Here is a 16,641-nt window from a genome sequence, read left to right as displayed (position 1 = left end):
GCCAGCTCCCGGATCGCCAAACGCGAGGATGTCTCTGAATCCTACAAAGTAGCCGTAAAACCCCCGTTTAGCCTTCGGTCTTGTGTTCCAATTCTTCCGTGACCGTTTGTGTCTCTTTGCCTTTGGTCTTCAATTCACTGACGATTACTGCCGTCACGATCAGTCCCGCACCCACCAATGCAATCGCTGGGAGGCGCTCTCCCGCAATGCGTCCAACGATCCCGGCCCACACTGGCTCACCGGCATAGATCAAGGTCGCGCGGGTCGGCGAAACGCTTTTCTGCGCCCAGTTCATCGCCACTTGAATCGCCGCACTCATCGCGCCGAGGCCCAGGGCGGTGCTCAACAACAACCACGAGAAGTCCGGAATCGCCTCGCCGGTCGGCACCACCATCAAAAACGACAGCACCGAAGTCGTCGCCAGTTGCACCACGGTTACCCGGCGCACATCGACCTGCCCCGCATAGTTGCTGATCAGGATGATTTCGGCCGCTATCGCGATGGCGCTGATCAGCGTGGCGATTTCACCGGGGCTGAAATTCAGCGAAGCCCCGGATGGCCCGGAAAGCAGCATCAGCCCGGTAAACGCCAGCATGATGCCGATGCTCGGCATCAAACCCGGGCGCCGACCGAGCACCAGCCATTGCAGCAGTGGCACGAACGGCACGTACAGCGCGGTGATGAACGCCGACTGACTGCTTGGGATACTCTGCAACCCAACGGTCTGCAAGCCATAACCGAGCAGGATCGCTACGCCGATAAAGGCGCCAGCCCTGAGTTCGAACAGGGTCAGTTCACGTAGGTGTTTCCAGGAGAACAGCGCCACGATGATCGCGGCGGCGGCAAAGCGCAGGCCGACGAAAAACATCGGGCCGCTGACGGTCATCGCGTGCTGCACCAGCAGGAAGGTGCCGCCCCAAAGCATGGTGATCAGCACCAGCACGCACTCGGCTTTGCTGAACCGGGAAAACCGCAGGGGAGATTGAGAAGGATTGGCTGACGTCATGACCTTGCGCACTTTTAAGGAGGAGACGCACAATGCGCCAAATGTTGCGCAGTATACTGCCCAGCCCCAGTCAGTGAGCAATATAGTGCACAGAGATTCCGTACAGCGGGCTTCGGTCCTGCAACACGTCAGCCAGAATGTCCGGCGCCTGCGCCATGCCGCCGGCATGAGCCAGACGGCTCTCGCGGAAAAGTCCGGCGTCAGTCGGCGGATGCTGGTGGCCATCGAGGCCGGTGAAAAAAATGTCAGCCTGACCACCCTCGACCGCGTCGCCGAAGCCCTTGAAGTGGCCTTCAGCGATCTGATCCAGGCCCCGGACAATCGTGATCCCGGCCGTATCAACGAACTGGCCTGGGTCGGAAGCATCCCCGGCAGCAAAGCCGTTTTACTGTCCAAGGCCAATGCCACTCGCGCGGTGGAGCAGTGGGAGTGGTGCCTGCAACCGGGCGAGGTCTATCCCTCGCAGCCGGACGCCGAAGGCTGGAGCGAGCAGATTTTCGTATTCGAGGGCTGCCTGACTCTGATGCTCGGCGACCAGCCACAGCACATTGCCGCCGGGGAGTTCTACATGTTCGCCAGTAATCAGCCGCACGCCTATCGCAATGATGGGGAAGTGGCGGCGCGTTTCGTGCGTAATGTGGTGATCTGACAGTCGCAACGGAATGAAACACGCTGCAAGTCGCATCGCATGATAAAAAAATGGCGTCCGTCTAGACGCCTTCGCGGCGTCTGAATGACACTGGCCCGAGCACATCCTCAGTTGCGAGAACGGCATGACTCAAACCGATACGACCGCCATCCGTCACGCCGACATCCTGATTGTCGGCGGCGGCCTCAGCGGCACGATGCTGGCAGTGCAATTGCTGCGTTTGCCGGGGCGCAGAAAGATTCTGGTGATCGAGCCCCGGGCTGAACTGGGTCGGGGCGAAGCGTATAGCTCGGTGGAACTTGGCCACACGCTCAATGGCAACGCCGCGCGGATGAGCGTTGACCCGGACAATGCCGATGACTTGACCCAATGGCTTACTGATCACATTGCCGGTGGCGGTTGGCCGGAGTCGGATCAGCAACATGTTCCGGTCAGCGAACTGTTTCCGCCACGGGGGCTGTTCGGCGTGTATGTGCAGCAGCGTCTGACTGAAGCGCAGCAGGTGGGCGCGCAACACGGCTCGACGGTCGAGCATGTACGGGCCGAAGTGGTCGATTTGCAGGACTGCGGCGATTCCGTGCAGCTCACCTTGAGTGACGGCCAGCAACTTCAAGGCGCTTTCGCAGTGCTGGCGACCGGGATGTTCCCGGCGGCGCGTACCCCGCAAAAACAATCCAGCGGCCTCAACGCGGCGGCGCTCGATCCGTGGGATGTCGCGGCCATGCGCCAGCTCGATCCGCACTCGACGGTGCTGATCATCGGTTCGGGCCTGACCATGGTCGATGCCGTGGTGTCGCTGGAGCAGGCCGGGCATCGCGGGCCGATCGAGGTGTTTTCCCGGCACGGGCTGCTGCCCCATGTGCGTCGGCAACCGCCCGTGTGGGTGGACTTCCTCGCCGAGGATCACAGCATCCGCACGCCACGCCAGTTGTTGCGCGAATTGCGCCGGCATTGTCGCGACGCCATTGCACAAGGCATCGACTGGCAGGCGCCGCTGGACACCGTGCGTGCGCACATCGGTCGGTTGTGGAGCCAGGCCAGCGATGTTCAGCGCCGGCAGTTCGTGCGGCATGTGCGGCCGTGGTGGGAAAGTCATCACCATCGTTCGCCGCCGCTGAGTGCGGAACTGGTCGAGCGTCTGCACCAGGAAGGACGATTGCGCATTCATGCGGCGTCTTTCAAGGGGCTTGAGCCGGTATCGGGCGACGGCGTGGGTATCCGCATTCGCCCTCGCGGTGAGGCTGAAACCCGCGTGGTGCAGGGTGCGGCGTTGATCAACTCAAGCGGCATCGAATACGACTGGCGCCGTGTCGCGCGACCTTTGCCGCAGCAGTTGCTGGCGCGCGGTCTGGTTCGTCCGGGGCCGCTGGCGCTGGGCATCGCAGCCGCGGTGAACGGCGCTGTGCTGGATGCCGATGGCCGGGTTTCGCCCCGCCTGTTCGCCATGGGCCCGCCGTTGCGTGGCATGTGGTGGGAGAGCACCGCCGTCACGGATGTGGCGTCGCAGGCCAAGGCACTGGCCGCGCGACTGGTGCGCTGACGCAAAATGCAAGAAACCCCGCTTCGGCGGGGTTTCCTGTTTCTGGCAGCTCAAACCGATCACTTAGTAGCGCTGATATTTGGAACCGAATTCCGGGCGGTTTTCCGCGACGTACAGTTTGGTCGGTTCGGCGTTCTGTTGCAGTTTGAGACTGCCTTGGTGTTCGGCATCGACGCTGACGGTGTCGACGTTCAGGGTGCCGGACTGGCCGATGGTTGCAGCCGCGACAACTGGAGTGCTGGCGTGTGGGGCAGCGATGGCGGAGGTGGCGCCAATCAGGGAAACAATGAAGCCGAGTGCGATGATGTCTTTCATGATGTTGCTCCAGAGAGTGGGGAGAAGATGGGGCCCACTGTAGTGCTGGAGGGTTTTGATGTGAAAACACCCTTGCGCATAGTTGTTATCGAAGGTGTTGATGCGCGATCAGCGCGGTAGGGTATTGCTCAGCCAGCGCTGGCGCAGCTTCTCCAGACGGCCGTCGGCCCGCAATGTATCCAGCGCCTGCTGCCAGCGGGCGACCTGTTTCGGATCGGTCTGCGGCGAAAAGGCAATGTAGGTGTTCTGTTTCATCAACGGGATCTGGTACTGCAAGCGTCCCGGCTCCATGCCTTGTTCGCGGGCGAGGGCGGCTTTGGACCAGGTATCGGAGACCACGAAATCGGTACGCCCCAGGCTGAACAGCCGCATCATCTGCTCCGGGGTTTCCACGCCGTAGAGGTTGTTCAGGTCTTGCCCTTGCAGGTAGCTGTAGACCAGCCATTTGCGCGGCACGGTGATCCGGCCCAGATGATCGGCTTCACGCAGGCTGTGCACGGGAGGCTGGAGATTGTCGCGGGCGTACAGCGCGGTTTCGACTTCGATCAGCGGCCCGACCCATTGATAGCGATCGTCGCGTTCGTCGGTACGCAGCACGGTGAATACGCCGGTGTCGGGGGTATCGCTGGCCATGCGCAGGGCGCGCAGCAGCGGGACTTGTTGCAGATGGATGCGGTCGCCGGTCTGGGTCGCCAGGGCCTGCACCACGTCCACACCGAATCCTGCGAGCTGATTGCCTTGCATGAAATGCAGGGGCGGGTGGTTGTCGGTGAGCAGTTGCAAATCCGCCGCGTTGGCCGTCAGGGCCAGCATGGACAGCAGACAGGCGGCAAAACGTTTCATGGATCGTCCCTGAACAAATCAATCGCGCAGCTTAGTACGAGCCATGGCGGCTGTCGTCGGGAAACAGCGGGGCTTTTGTGTCAGAGAACAAGGCTTATCGGTAGTGATCGCTGCGGGGGCAGAGCGCCCCCGGCAGGAATCGACAACGGCGGGTACAAACGATCAGTAACGCTGGTACTTGGAACCGAACTCGGGACGGTTCTCGGCGACCAGCACGCTGCGGGCCGAACGCTCGCGCAGTTCCTGCAAGCGATCTGCACCACCCTCGGCGACGCGCTCACGCAGCTCCTGCAAACGGTCCGCACCGCCTTCAGCCACGCGCTCACGCAGTTCCTGCAAGCGATCCGCGCCACCTTCGGCAACGCGATCCTTCTGCAGGTTTTCCGAGCCGTATTCGGCGACCAGCGGCTGGGAGCTGGCGGATGCCAGGTCGGCCAGGGCCAGGCCACCGAGCAGGCTGAGTGCGAGTACCAGGGATTTCGAGGACTTGAACATGGTGTTTCTCCTTGCGTTTGATGATGAGTGAGCCAGTGCTTTCTGGTGGATTCATTCAAACGCGAGGGTGTATCGCTGATATGTGGTGATGCGGCGCGAAAACACGGGTTACGTATCTGCGCGGCGAATTTATACAGAGCGATACAAATCCATCAGGATTCGGCGAGCATCTCCACGGCGAAGGAGAACACATAACCCTCGTTGCGCACGGTCTTGATGTAAGTCGGCTCGCGGGAGTCGTCCAGCAGACGCTGACGCAGGCGACTGACCAGCAAATCAATCGAGCGGTCGAACAGGTCGGCATCGCGACCCTGGGTCAAATTCAGCAACTGATCGCGGCTGAGCACCCGTTGCGGATGATCGAGAAACACCCGGAGCAAGCGATATTCGGCGCCGCTGAGGGCAACCATGGTGTCGTCTTCATCGAGCAGGTGGCGGGCGGTGGTGTCCAGGCGCCAGCGGCCGAACGCGAGCAGGCGCCCGGTTTCGCTGATCAGCAGATTGGGCGGCAGCATTCGTGTACGGCGCAGCACGGCGTTGATCCGCGCCAGCAGTTCGCGGGCGGCGAAGGGTTTGGTCAGGTAATCGTCAGCACCCATTTCCAGGCCGAGGATGCGGTCGGTCTGGTCGTCGCGGGCGGTGAGCATCAGGATCGGGATCGCCTTGTGCTTGCCGGCGCGCAATTCGCGGCACAGCACCAGCCCGTCATCGCCGGGGAGCATGATGTCGAGCACGATCAGGTCGACCGTGTTGGCTTCCAGAAAGCTGCGCATCTGGCGGCCATCGGCGACCACGGTGCTGCGCAGGCCGTTTTTTGTCAGGTAATTGCCGACCAGTTCGCGGATCTCGCGGTCATCGTCGACAATCAGGATGTGGTTGATGTGATCCATGGTTCACACTCTTTTTGTGGGAGCGAGCTTGCTCGCGAGAGCGGTCTGTCAGTCAACAATAATGCTGAATGCGCTGGCCCCTTCGCGAGCAAGCACGCTCCCACAGTGTTATGGGGTGCCCTGAAGAACGGGTTTTCAGGGCTTATGCATTGAGGGTCAGGACACCACGCGGTAGCACGGCACATACGCCGCGCCGCCCGGCAGTTTCATCCGGTGCTGGGCGACGAAGGCTTTGAGCAGCAGATCGAGGGGCTGCATGATCGCGGCGTCACCACGGATCTGGTACGGCCCGTGTTCCTCGATCAGGCGGATGCCCTTGTCCTTGACGTTGCCGGCCACGATCCCGGAGAACGCGCGGCGCAGGTTGGCCGCCAGTTCATGGGGTGGCTGGTCGCGGTGCAGCTTGAGGTTGGCCATGTTTTCGTGGGTCGGATCGAACGGGCGCTGGAAGCCTTCGTCGATCTTCAGCAGCCAGTTGAAGTGGAACGCGTCGGCGCGTTCGCGGCGGAATTGCTTCACGGCCTTGAGGCCCGCTGTCATCTGCCGCGCCACTTCGGCCGGGTCGTCGATGATGATTTCGTAGTGCTTTTTCGCTGCTTCGCCGAGGGTGGCTGTGACGAAAGCGTCGAGTTGTTCCAGGTACGGCGCGGCATGTTTCGGCCCGGTCAGGATCACCGGGAACGGCAGACCGGCGTTGTCTGGGTGCATCAGAATGCCCAGCAGGTACAGGAACTCTTCGGCGGTGCCGGCGCCGCCCGGAAAGATGATGATGCCGTGTCCGACACGGACGAAGGCCTCCAGGCGCTTTTCGATGTCCGGCAGGATCACCAGCTCGTTGACGATCGGGTTCGGCGCTTCGGCGGCGATGATGCCTGGCTCGGTCAGACCGAGGTAACGGCCACCGTGAATCCGCTGCTTGGCGTGGGCGATGGTCGCGCCTTTCATCGGGCCTTTCATCACGCCAGGGCCGCAGCCGGTGCAGATGTCGAGACTGCGCAGGCCCAGTTCGTGGCCGACTTTCTTGGTGTATTTGTATTCTTCGGTGTTGATCGAGTGGCCGCCCCAGCACACCACAATTTTCGGCTCGACGCCCGGACGCAGGGTGCGCGCGTTGCGCAGCAGGTGGAAGACGTAGTCGCTGATGCCCTGGGAGGTGCTGAGGTCGATGCTCAGGGCATCGAGTTCGTTTTCGGTGTAGACGATGTCGCGCAGGGCGCTGAACAGCATTTCCCGGGTGCTGGCGATCATTTCGCCGTCGACGAAGGCGTCAGCCGGGGCGTTCAGCAGTTCCAGGCGCACACCGCGATCCTGCTGGTGGATGCGGATTTCGAAGTCTTTGTAGGCTTCAAGAATGGTTTTTGCGTTGTCGACATGGGCGCCAGTATTGAGGATTGCCAGGGCGCACTGGCGAAAGAGGGTGTAGGTGCTGCCGGTTCCGGCCTGGCTCAGTTGCTGGACTTCACGTTGGGAAAGGGTTTCGAGACTGCCTTTCGGGCTGACCGAGGCATTGATTACGTGTCGTTGGGTCATGCAGTGATCCTTAAAACGATGTCATTGCCGGCATGGCCAATGGCATCCGAATAGTGTGTATCCATGAATGAAGATGGCACGATCTGCGTGGTATCGCCATGTCCCCGTTGGACGTAGAAAAGATGAAAAGGCGCTCCAGCATAGCTAAATCCGCCTCAGAGGCGATAATGCGCAGCCTCTTTTTAACTCAAGCCATGGAAGCCTGTCGCGATGTTCGAGATTCAACCGATCGATGCCATCACTTATCGCCAGCAGACCCGGCGCAGCACGCTGATCATCGCGGTGCTGTTTCTGGTGCTGGCGATGGTGTTTTCGACTGTGGCGGTGGCGCTGTTCGGCGAGCCGGGCGGGGATAACCTGCGGTTCAATGTTGGCGGGGTGTTTGGCGCATTTTTGCTGACGGCGGCGTTGCTGCGCGGGCGTTTCTGGAACCAGACCTGGATGGCTCCGGCGGTGTACGGCTGGCGGCTCAAGCGCAGCCTGATGAGCGTCACCAACGTCATGCATCAGGTGATGGCTGCGGTGGAGAAGGGTGATCCGGTGGCGATGAAGGTGCTGCGGTTTTATCACCTGGGCCTGACCCAGATGCATGAACTGGACGGCAATTCCAGCGATCACGCGCAATTGGACCGGGAAGTCGAAACGCACAAGTCGCGGATGGAGGCGCTCGGTCTGGACACCGATCAGAAGCGCCTCGATCCGGCCTGGCTGGAAACCTTAAAAGCGCGTTAAAACGGAATGCGCGCGGCGCGCCGCAGTTTCCAACGGCGGATCAGGCGCCCGTAGACCAGCAGGTTGACCACCAGCACCACGCTGCCCAGCACCAGCTGAATCTGTGGCGTCAACCCGGTCGGGTAGATGATCGGCCAGACGTAATGTTCGATGAACCCGCCGGCGTATTCGGTCTGCCCGGCAGCGTGACGCATCAGATTTTCCCAATAGGTCAGCGGACAGGTCAGGTGCAACACCTCGACCGCCACGCCCCAGGCCGCCGCTGGCAAATGCAGCCAGATCAGTCTTGGCCACTTGAGCACCAGCAGTCCGCCGAACAGCACGAACAGAATGAACAGCAAATGAAACAGCACCAGCCCGTCGGCGGCTATTCGATACAGCATGTCGTCTCCCTGACGCGTGTGTGAATGGTCGCCATGTTACGCCGGTAAACGACTGACCGAAGGAAGGATTTGCGCCAACTGCGCAAGATTGTTCAAGCCACCAACGGGCATTTGCTGGCAGAGTCCGGGGCCTTGTCTCACGGTTGAAGCGTGTTATGTCTGACTCATCAATGCCGCGCAGTGCCTTTCTTCGCGGAGCCGCGGCGATCATGCCGTTATCGCTGGCCACCGCACCCTGGGGGCTGCTGGCCGGCTCCATGGCGATTGAAGCCAACCTCACGCCGCTGCAAGGGCAGGGCCTGTCGAGCATCGTGTTCGCCGGTGCTGCGCAACTGGTGGCGATCGGCATGCTCAAGGGCGGCGCGGGGATTTTCTCGATCCTGCTGACCACGCTGCTGCTGACTTCGCAACATTTGCTTTACGGCATGAGTATGCGCCATGTGATTTCGCCGTTGCCGGGTCGCTGGCGCATCGGCCTGGGCTTTTTGCTCACCGATGAACTGTTCGCCCTGACCAGTCAACACGACCGCCAGCAGTTCAACCGCTGGTACGCCCTGGGCGTCGGCCTGACGTTCTACATCGCCTGGAATCTCTTCACCCTGGCCGGCATCGTGCTCGGCAGCAGTATTCCGGGACTGGAACACCTGGGGCTGGACTTCTCGATTGCCGCCACCTTCATCGCCCTGATCACCCCGGTGGTGCGCAATGTGCCGACGGTGGTCTGCGTGGCGGTGTCATTGTTCTGCTCGGTTTTGTTCAGTTACTGGCAATGGGGTTCGGCGCTGGTGTTGTCGGGGCTGGCCGGCATGACCGCCGGGTTTATCTGCAACAAGCTGTATCGGGAGCGCACATGATGGTCTGGGCAGTGATTATCGGCATGGGGATTCTGGTGTTCCTCAACCGCTACGTGTTTCTTGAGCCACGCTTGCCAGTGCGCTTGAGCAGCAACGCGCGGCAATTTCTCGGTTTTGCCGTGCCGGGCATGTTGACCGCGATTTGCGGGCCGATTGTGTTCATGCCGGACAAACAACTGAATCTGCAGTGGGATAACCCTTATCTGCTGAGTTCGTTAGTGGCAATCGCACTGGTGATTTACACGCGCAACACGTTGCTCAGCATGCTGTTGAGCATGACGTTCTTCTTTTTATTGCGCTGGTGGCTTTAAGTTCTACGCTTAAGGAATGAATTTCATTAGCGAGGCGAACATGGCAACCGAGCAGAAACGTCCTGATGAAAATGATGAACCGAGTGAAGAAGAAATCGAGCGCGAGAAACACAAAGAGCAGACCTGGAAGCATGACGACAGCCGCGAGTTGTCCGACCGCGATCGGGAACGCCCGCTGAAACCCTGAACGCCACAACGAAAAAGCCCCGCGATTGCGGGGCTTTTTCGTTCATCAAAGATCGTCCAGCTGCGTGAAATCGGGGTGGGCGGCCCGATAACCCAAAGTCTTGTCGATCCAGGCATTCAACTCGTTGACCATCACCGGCGGGTGGCAGGGATAGCTTTCGAGGGTAGCGCGCAGGATGCGGTCGATCTCGGGTACGTCACGCAGGTTTCGAGTCTTGATGTAGTGGCCGATAAAACAGTCGAGTTGAAAGCGTTCTGTCGTGGACAGATGAATACACTCCAGGCCTGTGACCTGTTTGATTGCAAAATCGTCGCGCAACTTAATTCTCTGCAAGGCTTGTAAGTTTGTGGGGGATTCCTGGTTTTGCTGACTCTTTGGTCAACTGGTATGCCAAAAGGAAATGCGGCGCGCATGCTATCCGTAGTGTTTGTAAATGTATGTATGACGGTTGAAATGTCAGACGGGCGGTTAGTTCAATCAAACGACTGTTTATGTTGAATGTTTCGCGTTTGAAACACCGCGTGTAACACGCAGGATTCGATTGCTGAATTCCTGCTTTTGATAACGCATCGCGTCGACATTTATTTACGGTACGGCTTCAATCAATTCCGCACCCTGATTGCGGGAGTTGCCCACCGCTTTGCCGACTTTGTGCCAGTGGAACGCTTCGCTGGGTTCGGCTTCAAACAGCAGCATCTGTTCGGCGCGCTCGGTCGGTGTGGCGGGATCGAGCCATTCCTGCACCCGATCAGCGCGCAGCACGATCGGGCGCCGGTCATGCACATCGAGCAGGCCACCTTCGCTGTTGGCGGTAATGATCACAAAGCCGTCGTCATCCCGCGCAGGTTCGCCGGGTGCCGGAAACTGGCCGATGGCGGCGCAGAAAACCGGCTGATGATCAGCCCGACGAATCAGCCAGGGCTGTCGGCCTTTGTCGGGTGCATCGACCCATTCGAACCAGTTGTCGACCGGTACGATCAACCGATGGCGCCAGATCGCGCGAAAAAACGGCCCGTGGGCGACTTTTTCCACTCGCGCGTTGATCGGCGCGGCGCGATCCTTGGCCCAGTGCGGGCGCCAGCACCAGCGCAAGTTGTCGGCGTACAGCCGTTGTTGGTGCTGATGGAGGATCGCCAGTGAGGTCGTGGGCGCGGCGTTGTAATGCGCCAGCGGTGCGTCACCTACGTGATTGATCAGCGCATCGGGAATGCTCAGCACCGCGACGAAATCGTGGATGCGCCGGTATTGCGACAGTCTTCCGCACATCGGCCGACCCTCCGGCAGCTGCCTGAAGATTTGAGCTTAGTTGCCCGGTTCACTCCTTGCTGCCCTGGCCGGTGAACGCGTCGCGCCAGACCAGCCAGCGGCGCTCCAGAACGGCGAGCAATCCGTCGCTGAGTTTGCCGAGCAGCGCCAGAACGATGATCGCGGCGAGCACGATGTCCGGCCGCGACGTTTCGCGACCGTCACTGAGCAGGTAACCCAGCCCTTTGGTTGCGGCGATCAGTTCGGCCGCCACCAGAAACATCCACGCCAGGCTCATGCCGCTGCGCAATCCGGTGAACAGGCCGGGCAGGGCGGCAGGCAGCAGAATCCGTCGCACCAGTTGCAGTGGGCTGAAGCCGTAGATGTGCCCGACTTCCACCAGTTTGCGGTCGATGTTGCGGATCGCCGCAACTACGTTGACGTACACCGGGAAGAACGCGCCGATGGCAATCAGGACGATTTTCGAGGTCTCGTCGATCCCCAGCCACAGCAGCAACAACGGCACCCAGGCCAGGCTGGGAATCGAACGCAGCGCGGCGAAAGTCGGTTCCAGATAAGCCTCGGCTTCGCGGCTGAGACCGACCCACGCGGCAAACACCAGCGCCAGGCTCGCGCCGATGGCAAACCCCAGCAGCACGCGAATAAGGCTGGCGCCGATGTGTTTCCACAAGGCGCCTTCGGCCAGGTCGGTGAGGGTCAGGGCAATCTCGCTCGGCGCCGGCATCTGGTAGGACGGCAGCCAGCCGATGCGTACGATGAATTCCAGGGCGATCACGATCAGCAGTGGCAGGGCCAGGCCTTTGAGGCGCCGGCGCCAGAGCGGATGCAACAGTGGGAGTTTTCGCCGTGGTGCCGACAAGGCGAGGCGGGCGGGCAAGTCGTTGCTCATGGACGGTTCTCCGCTCACGACAAATCCGCGACGGGCGCGGACTTGTCATGGGCCTGATCGGTTACTGGGCGGCGGCGACTTGCTGGAAACCGGTGTCAATCAACTGATCGATGACCTGATCGACATTCACCCCACGGCGCACCAGTTCTTCGGAGACCAGAATCGGCGCGGCGGCTTTCGAGGCCAGCACATCCTTGGCAGTCAGTTGTGGGCTGCTCAGGTCGGTGCGCGACAGTTGCAGTTTGGCCACATCCAGCGGCAGGCCGGATTCGCTGGCGAGCAACTTTGCCAATTCGTCGGGGTTCTTCACCGACCATTCGCGGGCCTGCTCATAGGCCTTGATCACGGTGTCGATGGTTTGCGGGTGTTGCTTGGCGTATTGCTCGGTGACGCTGACCACGCCGTAGCTGTTGAAGTCGCGATTGCGGTACAGCAGGCGCGAACCGGCCTGAACCTGACTGGCGGCCATGTGCGGATCGAGGCCGGCCCAGGCGTCGACATCGCCTTTCTCCAGCGCGGTGCGGCCGTCCGGGTGTTGCAGGTGCACCAGTTCCACGTCGTCCTTTTTCAGCCCGGCCTGTTGCAGGGTGCGCAGGGTGAACAGATACGGATCGGTCCCCTTGGTGGCGGCGATTTTCTTGCCCTTGAGGTCGGCGACAGACTGGATCGGCGAGTCCTTGCGCACCACCAGAGCGGTCCACTCGGCGCGGCTGTAGACGTAGACCGATTTGATCGGGCTGCCATTGGCGCGGCTGAGCACGGCGGCGAGGCTGGCCGAAGAGGCGAAATCTACGCCGCCGCTGTTCAGGTATTCCAGCGAGCGGTTGCTGCCCTGGCTCAGCACCCAGCTGACTTTGCTCTGGGGCAGGGCTTTTTCCAGGTAGCCCAGATGTTTGAGCGCCAGGCTGACCGGCGAGTAATAGGCGTAATCCAGATGCACTTCGGCCGGCGGCGCTTCGGCAGCGTGGGCGAGCGGTTGCAGGCTCAGGGCTACTGCGCAGGCCGCGAGCAGCGTTTTGACGCGGGAAAACGGTAAGAGGGATTTCATGGGCACGCTCCGGCAAGGCAACAGATTCTTATGTCCAAAAAGATATTTTTATCGAATGCTTCCTGCATGAATGGAATATTGCAGGCTCTGTGCCATGTGCGCGTTGTCCCTTATTTACGGGGTTTAATGCCGGTTTTACAGGTTTGAAGTGTTGCAGGGAAAACACTGTGCCGAGCCACTGTTGCTCGGCCAACAGTGCAACGGGAAGGTGCTGAGCTTATGCGCTAATAGAATTTCAAATCTGATTTGTAAGAGCGTTATGGTCTATAAAAATCCCTTCTGCAGGACTCGCCATGAAGCTCTCACGTTTCCTACGCGCCGCGTTGACCAGCGCACTGTTTGCCACGCCATTGACCTACGCTGCCGAACCCTTGGTCCTGCACGTCGGTGACCAGAATTACTACAACATCCGCGCGTCCATAGAAGCGTCCGGCGTATTGAAGGACGCTCCTTACACGGTCGACTGGAAACACTTCCAGGCCGCTGCTCCGTTGGCCGAAGCGTTGCAGACCGGGTCGCTGGATCTGGGCTTTCTGGGGGATTCGGGATTTCTGTTTCTGGCCGCCAAACAGGCGCCGGTGAAACTGATCGGTGTATCGCGGCAGAACCCGGACACCATCGCCCTGTTGGTGCCCAAGGATTCTCCGGTAAAAACCATCGAGGATCTGAAGGGCAAGAAAGTCGCCTACTGGCCGGGTGCCTGGAGTCAGCAGTTGACCTTGCGGGCGCTGGAGCAGGGCGGTTTGCCGGAAAATTACGTCGACTTCGTCAAGCTGATGCCGATCGATGCAGCGGCGGCGCTACCGCAAGGCAGCATCGATGCGTTCCCGGTCTGGGAGCCGTACATTTCCCAGCAGATCGTTTTCTCCGGTGCGCGACCTATTCTCACGGCGAAAAACCTGATGCCGGGCCTGAGTGCGATTGCGGCATCCGCGCCGTCCATCGACAGCAAGCGTGAAGCGATCGCCGATTTCCTCGGACGCCTGAAGCAGGCCCGGGCCTGGGTCGACAATCACACTGACGAATACGCCGACCTTTGGGCGAAGAAAGCCAACCTCGATCAACAGGTTTCGCGGCACTGGTTGCGCCAGGCGCACATGACGGTCGGCCCGGTGGATCAGCAGGCCGCCGCCGATCTGCAAAGCACGGCCGACTTCCTGTTCAAGGTCAAGGCGCTGCCGGCTCCGTTGGCTACGGCCGGGATCATCGACAGCTCGTTTCAACAGGCGCTGGCACGCTGAGCGAGCGCCGGAACCAAACCCTGTGTATCTTTATCCAACCTCGGCCCATCTCATTGGGTCGCAGGGAGGCAGCAGCGGCGAAGGAGTTTTGCCAATCGACAACATGACCGCAAGGGTCGGGCGCAAGGCAAAACATGACACAGTGGTTCAAGCTTTTCTGCGCGATGGCGGTGGTCGTCGGGCTGGCCGGGTGCATCGCCGCTCCCATCGAAATGACCGCGCAGACCGAGACCCGGCTCAAGGCCCAGGCGCCTGTGCGGTTTCTGTTGACCTTTGATGACGGGCCCAGCGCTTCGAGTTTTTTCAATCCCACCGAAACCGTGCTCGACAGCCTCAAGGACAACCCGCTGGAGCCGGGGATCAAAGCGGTGTTTTTCGTCCAGACCCGCGCGCCCCGAGCGGGCAATAGCGAGATCGGCCGGCGGGTCATGCGTCGCGAGTACGATGAAGGACACATTCTGGGATTTCACACCGCCACCCATTGGCACACCAATCATCGATTGCTCGACCCGGATGAGCTCGAAACCTCATTGACCAACGGCTCGGCGGACATCGCGGCGATCACCGGCGCGCCGCCGACATTATTGCGCCCGCCATTCTGGAACTACGACAAACGCACCTTCGCCGCTTATCAGCAGCACCATATGCAGGTGTTGCTGACCGATCTGAGCGCCAATGACGGCAAGATCTGGGGCTTCAACGCCAGTCCCCGGCGGCGGGCGAACATGCTGCGTCAGCTATCGGAAGTCCGCGAACGGATTGCCCTCGGTGAACTGCCAACGGTGGACGGGGTGATTCCGGTGGTGGTGACCTTCCATGACCTCAACCGCTACACCGCCCGCCACACCCGCGAGTACTTGCAGATTCTGCTCGACAGCGCCGCTGCCACCGGCGTGCGACTGGCAGAAAAACCGTTCTATGATGATCGCGCGACATTGGAAAAAGCCGCATTGGCGCGCACCGTGCGTGAGTCGTCGAAACCGGTGAACCTGCCAGGGATCTGGAACTGGATCTGGGACCATGACGCCCACTGAGTGCGGCGATGTGAAATGTGAAGCGGTTGGCAAATTCTGCAGGTGTCGGCGCAAGCGGGGCGATAAAAGCTCATCTATGCTCATCGGGTTGCCCGAGCCAACGCCTGTGAGGCGTGCCCCCATGATTGCCATTGCCGACATTTGCCGCATCGTCGAATCCGGCTTCTCGCCGCTGTATTGCGATTGCACCGAAACGGCGCAGGGACTCTTGCAGATCAAGGTTTACGAACCCGACAGCGGGCGTGTCGAGCTGTTGCTCAACGGGGTTTCCCCGGAGCATCTGGTCACCATTCGTGACATCTCCAATTTCATTGGCGAGCTACGCACGGAAATGAGCGCCGGACGCCGGGCGTTCGCCGGCTGACGGTCAAAGACGCCGCTGAAAGGCGCGGACGATGCTCAGCGTGGCGTCACTGACGTTCAGGTTCTGCACCGCATCCAGCGGGTGCCAGATACAGTCGACAATCTCATTCAACGGGCGAACCTGATCAATGTTCAGCACCGACGCCTCGTAAACGTGGTGGCGTGTGGTGCCGTTCTGCAACTCCATCAGGTACAACAACTGATCGGTGCTGAGCCCGGTTTCTTCCTGGAGTTCGCGGGCGGCGGCTTGCTCGCGGGTTTCTCCCGGCTCGACGGTGCCCCCCGGCAGTGTCCAGCGGCATCTGGGTTTGCGCACCAGGAGAATATGCCGATCCTGCTCGCAGATGACGGTTGCTCTTACTTTCATGTGTTACCCGATTGCCGTTTGTCATAAATCTGTCATGAATTAGCAATATTTGGGCCGCTGCCGGTTTAGAGCTTCTGAGTGCCTGGCAGGGGCAAAAGTGCCGGAGACTTGACGCTGCTATGGTGCGACGTCCGGTCGGCACGATGAAGCGCTGCGGGTGTAAGGTGCAAAAGTTCGTTACAGAGACAGGAGGTGCCTATGAGCATGGCGATGCTGAACAAAATGCACATGAATGGCTACGACGTACTCAGCGTCAACAATGGCCCTTGGCGAGTCTGCACGCAGGGTGACCGGCTCGCTTCGTTTGCCAGTCGCGAGGAAGCGCTGGCGTATGCCGCTGCGCTGCCGGGGTACAAGAGCCGTGTACGCGGTCGCAAGACAGGCTGAAGGCCTGTGGAGAAAAAGCCCCGGATGTCCGGGGCTTTTTGTTGTGGACCGGGTGGGTTTCAGTGGACTTTGGTTCGGCTGATGGCGCGGGCTTTCACTTCCCGGGCATACAGTTGCAGGCGTTCCTCATCGCTTTGCAGCACCTCGCAGGATCTGAGCACCGCCTGGGCGTCCGCTTCATTGCCTGACTGGCGCAGTTGCTCGGCAATGCGCTTGAGGTCCACCGCCGACCATCTCAGGTCCGATGCCACGCTTTGCAGGTCACGCTGAAGTTCGTGTTCGTATTCATTGAGCCGCATGATCACCTCCGG

The 16,641-nt window shown here is 60.5% G+C and carries 23 protein-coding genes; 10 read left to right on the top strand and 13 right to left on the bottom strand.

The annotated features are described in order from the left end of the window. Positions 1–67 precede the first annotated feature (67 nt). Complete coding sequence (locus ACTJK7_RS14465) at positions 68–1,006, bottom strand: DMT family transporter (RefSeq protein WP_064379424.1); 939 nt, start codon at positions 1,004–1,006, stop codon at positions 68–70. An 85-nt stretch (positions 1,007–1,091) separates the two neighbouring features. Between ACTJK7_RS14465 and ACTJK7_RS14460 the strand changes: the two genes are divergently transcribed. After that, on the top strand, positions 1,092–1,655 hold the full coding sequence (locus ACTJK7_RS14460) for a helix-turn-helix domain-containing protein (protein WP_085654225.1): 564 nt from the start codon (positions 1,092–1,094) through the stop codon (positions 1,653–1,655). Positions 1,656–1,779: 124 nt separating this feature from the next. Continuing rightward, the gene (locus ACTJK7_RS14455; protein ID WP_440780070.1) at positions 1,780–3,195 is read left to right on the top strand and encodes an FAD/NAD(P)-binding protein; all 1,416 of its coding nucleotides are present in this window, start codon (positions 1,780–1,782) and stop codon (positions 3,193–3,195) included. 63 nt (positions 3,196–3,258) lie between these two features. Here ACTJK7_RS14455 and ACTJK7_RS14450 read toward each other — a convergent pair whose 3' ends face one another. From ACTJK7_RS14450 to ppnN, 5 genes are all read right to left on the bottom strand, one after another. Then, entirely contained in the window at positions 3,259–3,510 is a 252-nt protein-coding gene (locus tag ACTJK7_RS14450; RefSeq protein ID WP_064379419.1) for a hypothetical protein, read from the bottom strand. Positions 3,511–3,618: 108 nt separating this feature from the next. Then, positions 3,619–4,353 carry a substrate-binding periplasmic protein gene (locus ACTJK7_RS14445; RefSeq protein WP_440780072.1) on the bottom strand — a complete coding sequence of 245 codons (735 nt, stop codon included), beginning with the start codon at positions 4,351–4,353 and terminating at the stop codon, positions 3,619–3,621. Between the two features lie 162 nt (positions 4,354–4,515). Then, a complete protein-coding gene (locus ACTJK7_RS14440; RefSeq protein WP_085654222.1) occupies positions 4,516–4,848 on the bottom strand; it encodes a hypothetical protein in 333 nt (110 codons plus the stop codon). Between the two features lie 152 nt (positions 4,849–5,000). After that, the gene (locus ACTJK7_RS14435; protein WP_011334678.1) at positions 5,001–5,738 is read right to left on the bottom strand and encodes a response regulator; all 738 of its coding nucleotides are present in this window, start codon (positions 5,736–5,738) and stop codon (positions 5,001–5,003) included. Between the two features lie 156 nt (positions 5,739–5,894). Beyond that, entirely contained in the window at positions 5,895–7,268 is a 1,374-nt protein-coding gene (gene ppnN / locus ACTJK7_RS14430; RefSeq protein ID WP_007950520.1) for a nucleotide 5'-monophosphate nucleosidase PpnN, read from the bottom strand. 210 nt (positions 7,269–7,478) lie between these two features. Here ppnN and ACTJK7_RS14425 point away from each other — a divergent pair, with 210 nt between their 5' ends. Continuing rightward, positions 7,479–8,000: a DUF3087 domain-containing protein gene (locus tag ACTJK7_RS14425; RefSeq protein WP_108562449.1), complete on the top strand. Its 522-nt coding sequence runs from the start codon at positions 7,479–7,481 to the stop codon at positions 7,998–8,000. Here ACTJK7_RS14425 and ACTJK7_RS14420 read toward each other — a convergent pair. After that, the gene (locus tag ACTJK7_RS14420; protein ID WP_108562447.1) at positions 7,997–8,383 is read right to left on the bottom strand and encodes a DUF2784 domain-containing protein; all 387 of its coding nucleotides are present in this window, start codon (positions 8,381–8,383) and stop codon (positions 7,997–7,999) included. The two genes, ACTJK7_RS14425 and ACTJK7_RS14420, sit on opposite strands and share 4 nt — an antisense overlap. A 155-nt stretch (positions 8,384–8,538) precedes the next feature. On the opposite strand from ACTJK7_RS14420, the gene ACTJK7_RS14415 reads away from it, so the two are divergent. Genes ACTJK7_RS14415 through ACTJK7_RS14405 form a run of 3 tightly spaced genes read left to right on the top strand, consistent with a single transcriptional unit; the run spans position 8,539 to position 9,735 of the window. Then, positions 8,539–9,237, top strand: a complete 699-nt coding sequence (locus ACTJK7_RS14415; protein WP_011334675.1) for an AzlC family ABC transporter permease — start codon at positions 8,539–8,541, stop codon at positions 9,235–9,237. After that, positions 9,237–9,548, top strand: a complete 312-nt coding sequence (locus ACTJK7_RS14410; RefSeq protein WP_199913032.1) for an AzlD domain-containing protein — start codon at positions 9,237–9,239, stop codon at positions 9,546–9,548. Before ACTJK7_RS14415 ends, ACTJK7_RS14410 begins: the two co-directional genes overlap by 1 nt. A gap of 40 nt (positions 9,549–9,588) precedes the next feature. Then, positions 9,589–9,735 carry a hypothetical protein gene (locus ACTJK7_RS14405; protein WP_197867714.1) on the top strand — a complete coding sequence of 49 codons (147 nt, stop codon included), beginning with the start codon at positions 9,589–9,591 and terminating at the stop codon, positions 9,733–9,735. Positions 9,736–9,780: 45 nt separating this feature from the next. Here the strand turns inward: ACTJK7_RS14405 and ACTJK7_RS14400 are convergent, their stop codons facing one another. The 4 genes from ACTJK7_RS14400 to ACTJK7_RS14385 all read right to left on the bottom strand — a co-directional run bounded on the left by ACTJK7_RS14400 (position 9,781) and on the right by ACTJK7_RS14385 (position 12,938). Next, the gene (locus ACTJK7_RS14400) at positions 9,781–10,053 is read right to left on the bottom strand and encodes a hypothetical protein (RefSeq protein WP_440780075.1); all 273 of its coding nucleotides are present in this window, start codon (positions 10,051–10,053) and stop codon (positions 9,781–9,783) included. Between the two features lie 267 nt (positions 10,054–10,320). Further along, a complete protein-coding gene (locus ACTJK7_RS14395; RefSeq protein WP_108562443.1) occupies positions 10,321–11,001 on the bottom strand; it encodes an SOS response-associated peptidase in 681 nt (226 codons plus the stop codon). 49 nt (positions 11,002–11,050) lie between these two features. Next, complete coding sequence (locus ACTJK7_RS14390) at positions 11,051–11,890, bottom strand: ABC transporter permease (RefSeq protein WP_108562441.1); 840 nt, start codon at positions 11,888–11,890, stop codon at positions 11,051–11,053. Between the two features lie 61 nt (positions 11,891–11,951). Then, on the bottom strand, positions 11,952–12,938 hold the full coding sequence (locus tag ACTJK7_RS14385) for an aliphatic sulfonate ABC transporter substrate-binding protein (protein ID WP_108562439.1): 987 nt from the start codon (positions 12,936–12,938) through the stop codon (positions 11,952–11,954). Positions 12,939–13,231: 293 nt separating this feature from the next. Here ACTJK7_RS14385 and ACTJK7_RS14380 point away from each other — a divergent pair, with 293 nt between their 5' ends. The 3 genes from ACTJK7_RS14380 (at position 13,232) to ACTJK7_RS14370 (ending at position 15,577) form a co-directional block, all read left to right on the top strand. Further along, positions 13,232–14,179: an ABC transporter substrate-binding protein gene (locus tag ACTJK7_RS14380; RefSeq protein ID WP_108562437.1), complete on the top strand. Its 948-nt coding sequence runs from the start codon at positions 13,232–13,234 to the stop codon at positions 14,177–14,179. A gap of 134 nt (positions 14,180–14,313) precedes the next feature. Beyond that, a complete protein-coding gene (locus tag ACTJK7_RS14375) occupies positions 14,314–15,213 on the top strand; it encodes a polysaccharide deacetylase family protein (RefSeq protein WP_108562435.1) in 900 nt (299 codons plus the stop codon). 121 nt (positions 15,214–15,334) lie between these two features. Beyond that, the gene (locus ACTJK7_RS14370) at positions 15,335–15,577 is read left to right on the top strand and encodes a DUF1652 domain-containing protein (protein WP_011334667.1); all 243 of its coding nucleotides are present in this window, start codon (positions 15,335–15,337) and stop codon (positions 15,575–15,577) included. Between the two features lie 3 nt (positions 15,578–15,580). Here ACTJK7_RS14370 and ACTJK7_RS14365 read toward each other — a convergent pair whose 3' ends face one another. Continuing rightward, positions 15,581–15,943: an NUDIX hydrolase gene (locus ACTJK7_RS14365; RefSeq protein ID WP_108562433.1), complete on the bottom strand. Its 363-nt coding sequence runs from the start codon at positions 15,941–15,943 to the stop codon at positions 15,581–15,583. Positions 15,944–16,141: 198 nt separating this feature from the next. Here ACTJK7_RS14365 and ACTJK7_RS14360 point away from each other — a divergent pair, with 198 nt between their 5' ends. Beyond that, complete coding sequence (locus tag ACTJK7_RS14360; protein ID WP_039766970.1) at positions 16,142–16,330, top strand: hypothetical protein; 189 nt, start codon at positions 16,142–16,144, stop codon at positions 16,328–16,330. 59 nt (positions 16,331–16,389) lie between these two features. Here the strand turns inward: ACTJK7_RS14360 and ACTJK7_RS14355 are convergent, their stop codons facing one another. Beyond that, positions 16,390–16,629: a hypothetical protein gene (locus ACTJK7_RS14355; protein WP_007950501.1), complete on the bottom strand. Its 240-nt coding sequence runs from the start codon at positions 16,627–16,629 to the stop codon at positions 16,390–16,392. Positions 16,630–16,641 lie beyond the last annotated feature (12 nt).

The organism is Pseudomonas sp. 22085 (assembly GCF_052045815.1).
Taxonomy (GTDB): domain Bacteria; phylum Pseudomonadota; class Gammaproteobacteria; order Pseudomonadales; family Pseudomonadaceae; genus Aquipseudomonas; species Aquipseudomonas glycinae.
The sequence above is the reverse complement of the archived record's forward strand: the minus strand, read 5'-3'. Positions and strand labels throughout refer to the sequence as shown.

Coding starts and splice junctions, on each gene's coding strand:
- ACTJK7_RS14465 (WP_064379424.1), bottom strand. CDS start 1,006: ATGACGTCAGCCAATCCTTCTCAATCTCCCCTGCGGTTTTCCCGGTTC.
- ACTJK7_RS14455 (WP_440780070.1), top strand. CDS start 1,780: ATGACTCAAACCGATACGACCGCCATCCGTCACGCCGACATCCTGATT.
- ACTJK7_RS14450 (WP_064379419.1), bottom strand. CDS start 3,510: ATGAAAGACATCATCGCACTCGGCTTCATTGTTTCCCTGATTGGCGCC.
- ACTJK7_RS14445 (WP_440780072.1), bottom strand. CDS start 4,353: ATGAAACGTTTTGCCGCCTGTCTGCTGTCCATGCTGGCCCTGACGGCC.
- ACTJK7_RS14440 (WP_085654222.1), bottom strand. CDS start 4,848: ATGTTCAAGTCCTCGAAATCCCTGGTACTCGCACTCAGCCTGCTCGGT.
- ACTJK7_RS14435 (WP_011334678.1), bottom strand. CDS start 5,738: ATGGATCACATCAACCACATCCTGATTGTCGACGATGACCGCGAGATC.
- ppnN (WP_007950520.1), bottom strand. CDS start 7,268: ATGACCCAACGACACGTAATCAATGCCTCGGTCAGCCCGAAAGGCAGT.
- ACTJK7_RS14425 (WP_108562449.1), top strand. CDS start 7,479: ATGTTCGAGATTCAACCGATCGATGCCATCACTTATCGCCAGCAGACC.
- ACTJK7_RS14420 (WP_108562447.1), bottom strand. CDS start 8,383: ATGCTGTATCGAATAGCCGCCGACGGGCTGGTGCTGTTTCATTTGCTG.
- ACTJK7_RS14415 (WP_011334675.1), top strand. CDS start 8,539: ATGTCTGACTCATCAATGCCGCGCAGTGCCTTTCTTCGCGGAGCCGCG.
- ACTJK7_RS14410 (WP_199913032.1), top strand. CDS start 9,237: ATGGTCTGGGCAGTGATTATCGGCATGGGGATTCTGGTGTTCCTCAAC.
- ACTJK7_RS14405 (WP_197867714.1), top strand. CDS start 9,589: ATGGCAACCGAGCAGAAACGTCCTGATGAAAATGATGAACCGAGTGAA.
- ACTJK7_RS14395 (WP_108562443.1), bottom strand. CDS start 11,001: ATGTGCGGAAGACTGTCGCAATACCGGCGCATCCACGATTTCGTCGCG.
- ACTJK7_RS14390 (WP_108562441.1), bottom strand. CDS start 11,890: ATGAGCAACGACTTGCCCGCCCGCCTCGCCTTGTCGGCACCACGGCGA.
- ACTJK7_RS14385 (WP_108562439.1), bottom strand. CDS start 12,938: ATGAAATCCCTCTTACCGTTTTCCCGCGTCAAAACGCTGCTCGCGGCC.
- ACTJK7_RS14380 (WP_108562437.1), top strand. CDS start 13,232: ATGAAGCTCTCACGTTTCCTACGCGCCGCGTTGACCAGCGCACTGTTT.
- ACTJK7_RS14375 (WP_108562435.1), top strand. CDS start 14,314: ATGACACAGTGGTTCAAGCTTTTCTGCGCGATGGCGGTGGTCGTCGGG.
- ACTJK7_RS14370 (WP_011334667.1), top strand. CDS start 15,335: ATGATTGCCATTGCCGACATTTGCCGCATCGTCGAATCCGGCTTCTCG.
- ACTJK7_RS14365 (WP_108562433.1), bottom strand. CDS start 15,943: ATGAAAGTAAGAGCAACCGTCATCTGCGAGCAGGATCGGCATATTCTC.
- ACTJK7_RS14360 (WP_039766970.1), top strand. CDS start 16,142: ATGAGCATGGCGATGCTGAACAAAATGCACATGAATGGCTACGACGTA.
- ACTJK7_RS14355 (WP_007950501.1), bottom strand. CDS start 16,629: ATGCGGCTCAATGAATACGAACACGAACTTCAGCGTGACCTGCAAAGC.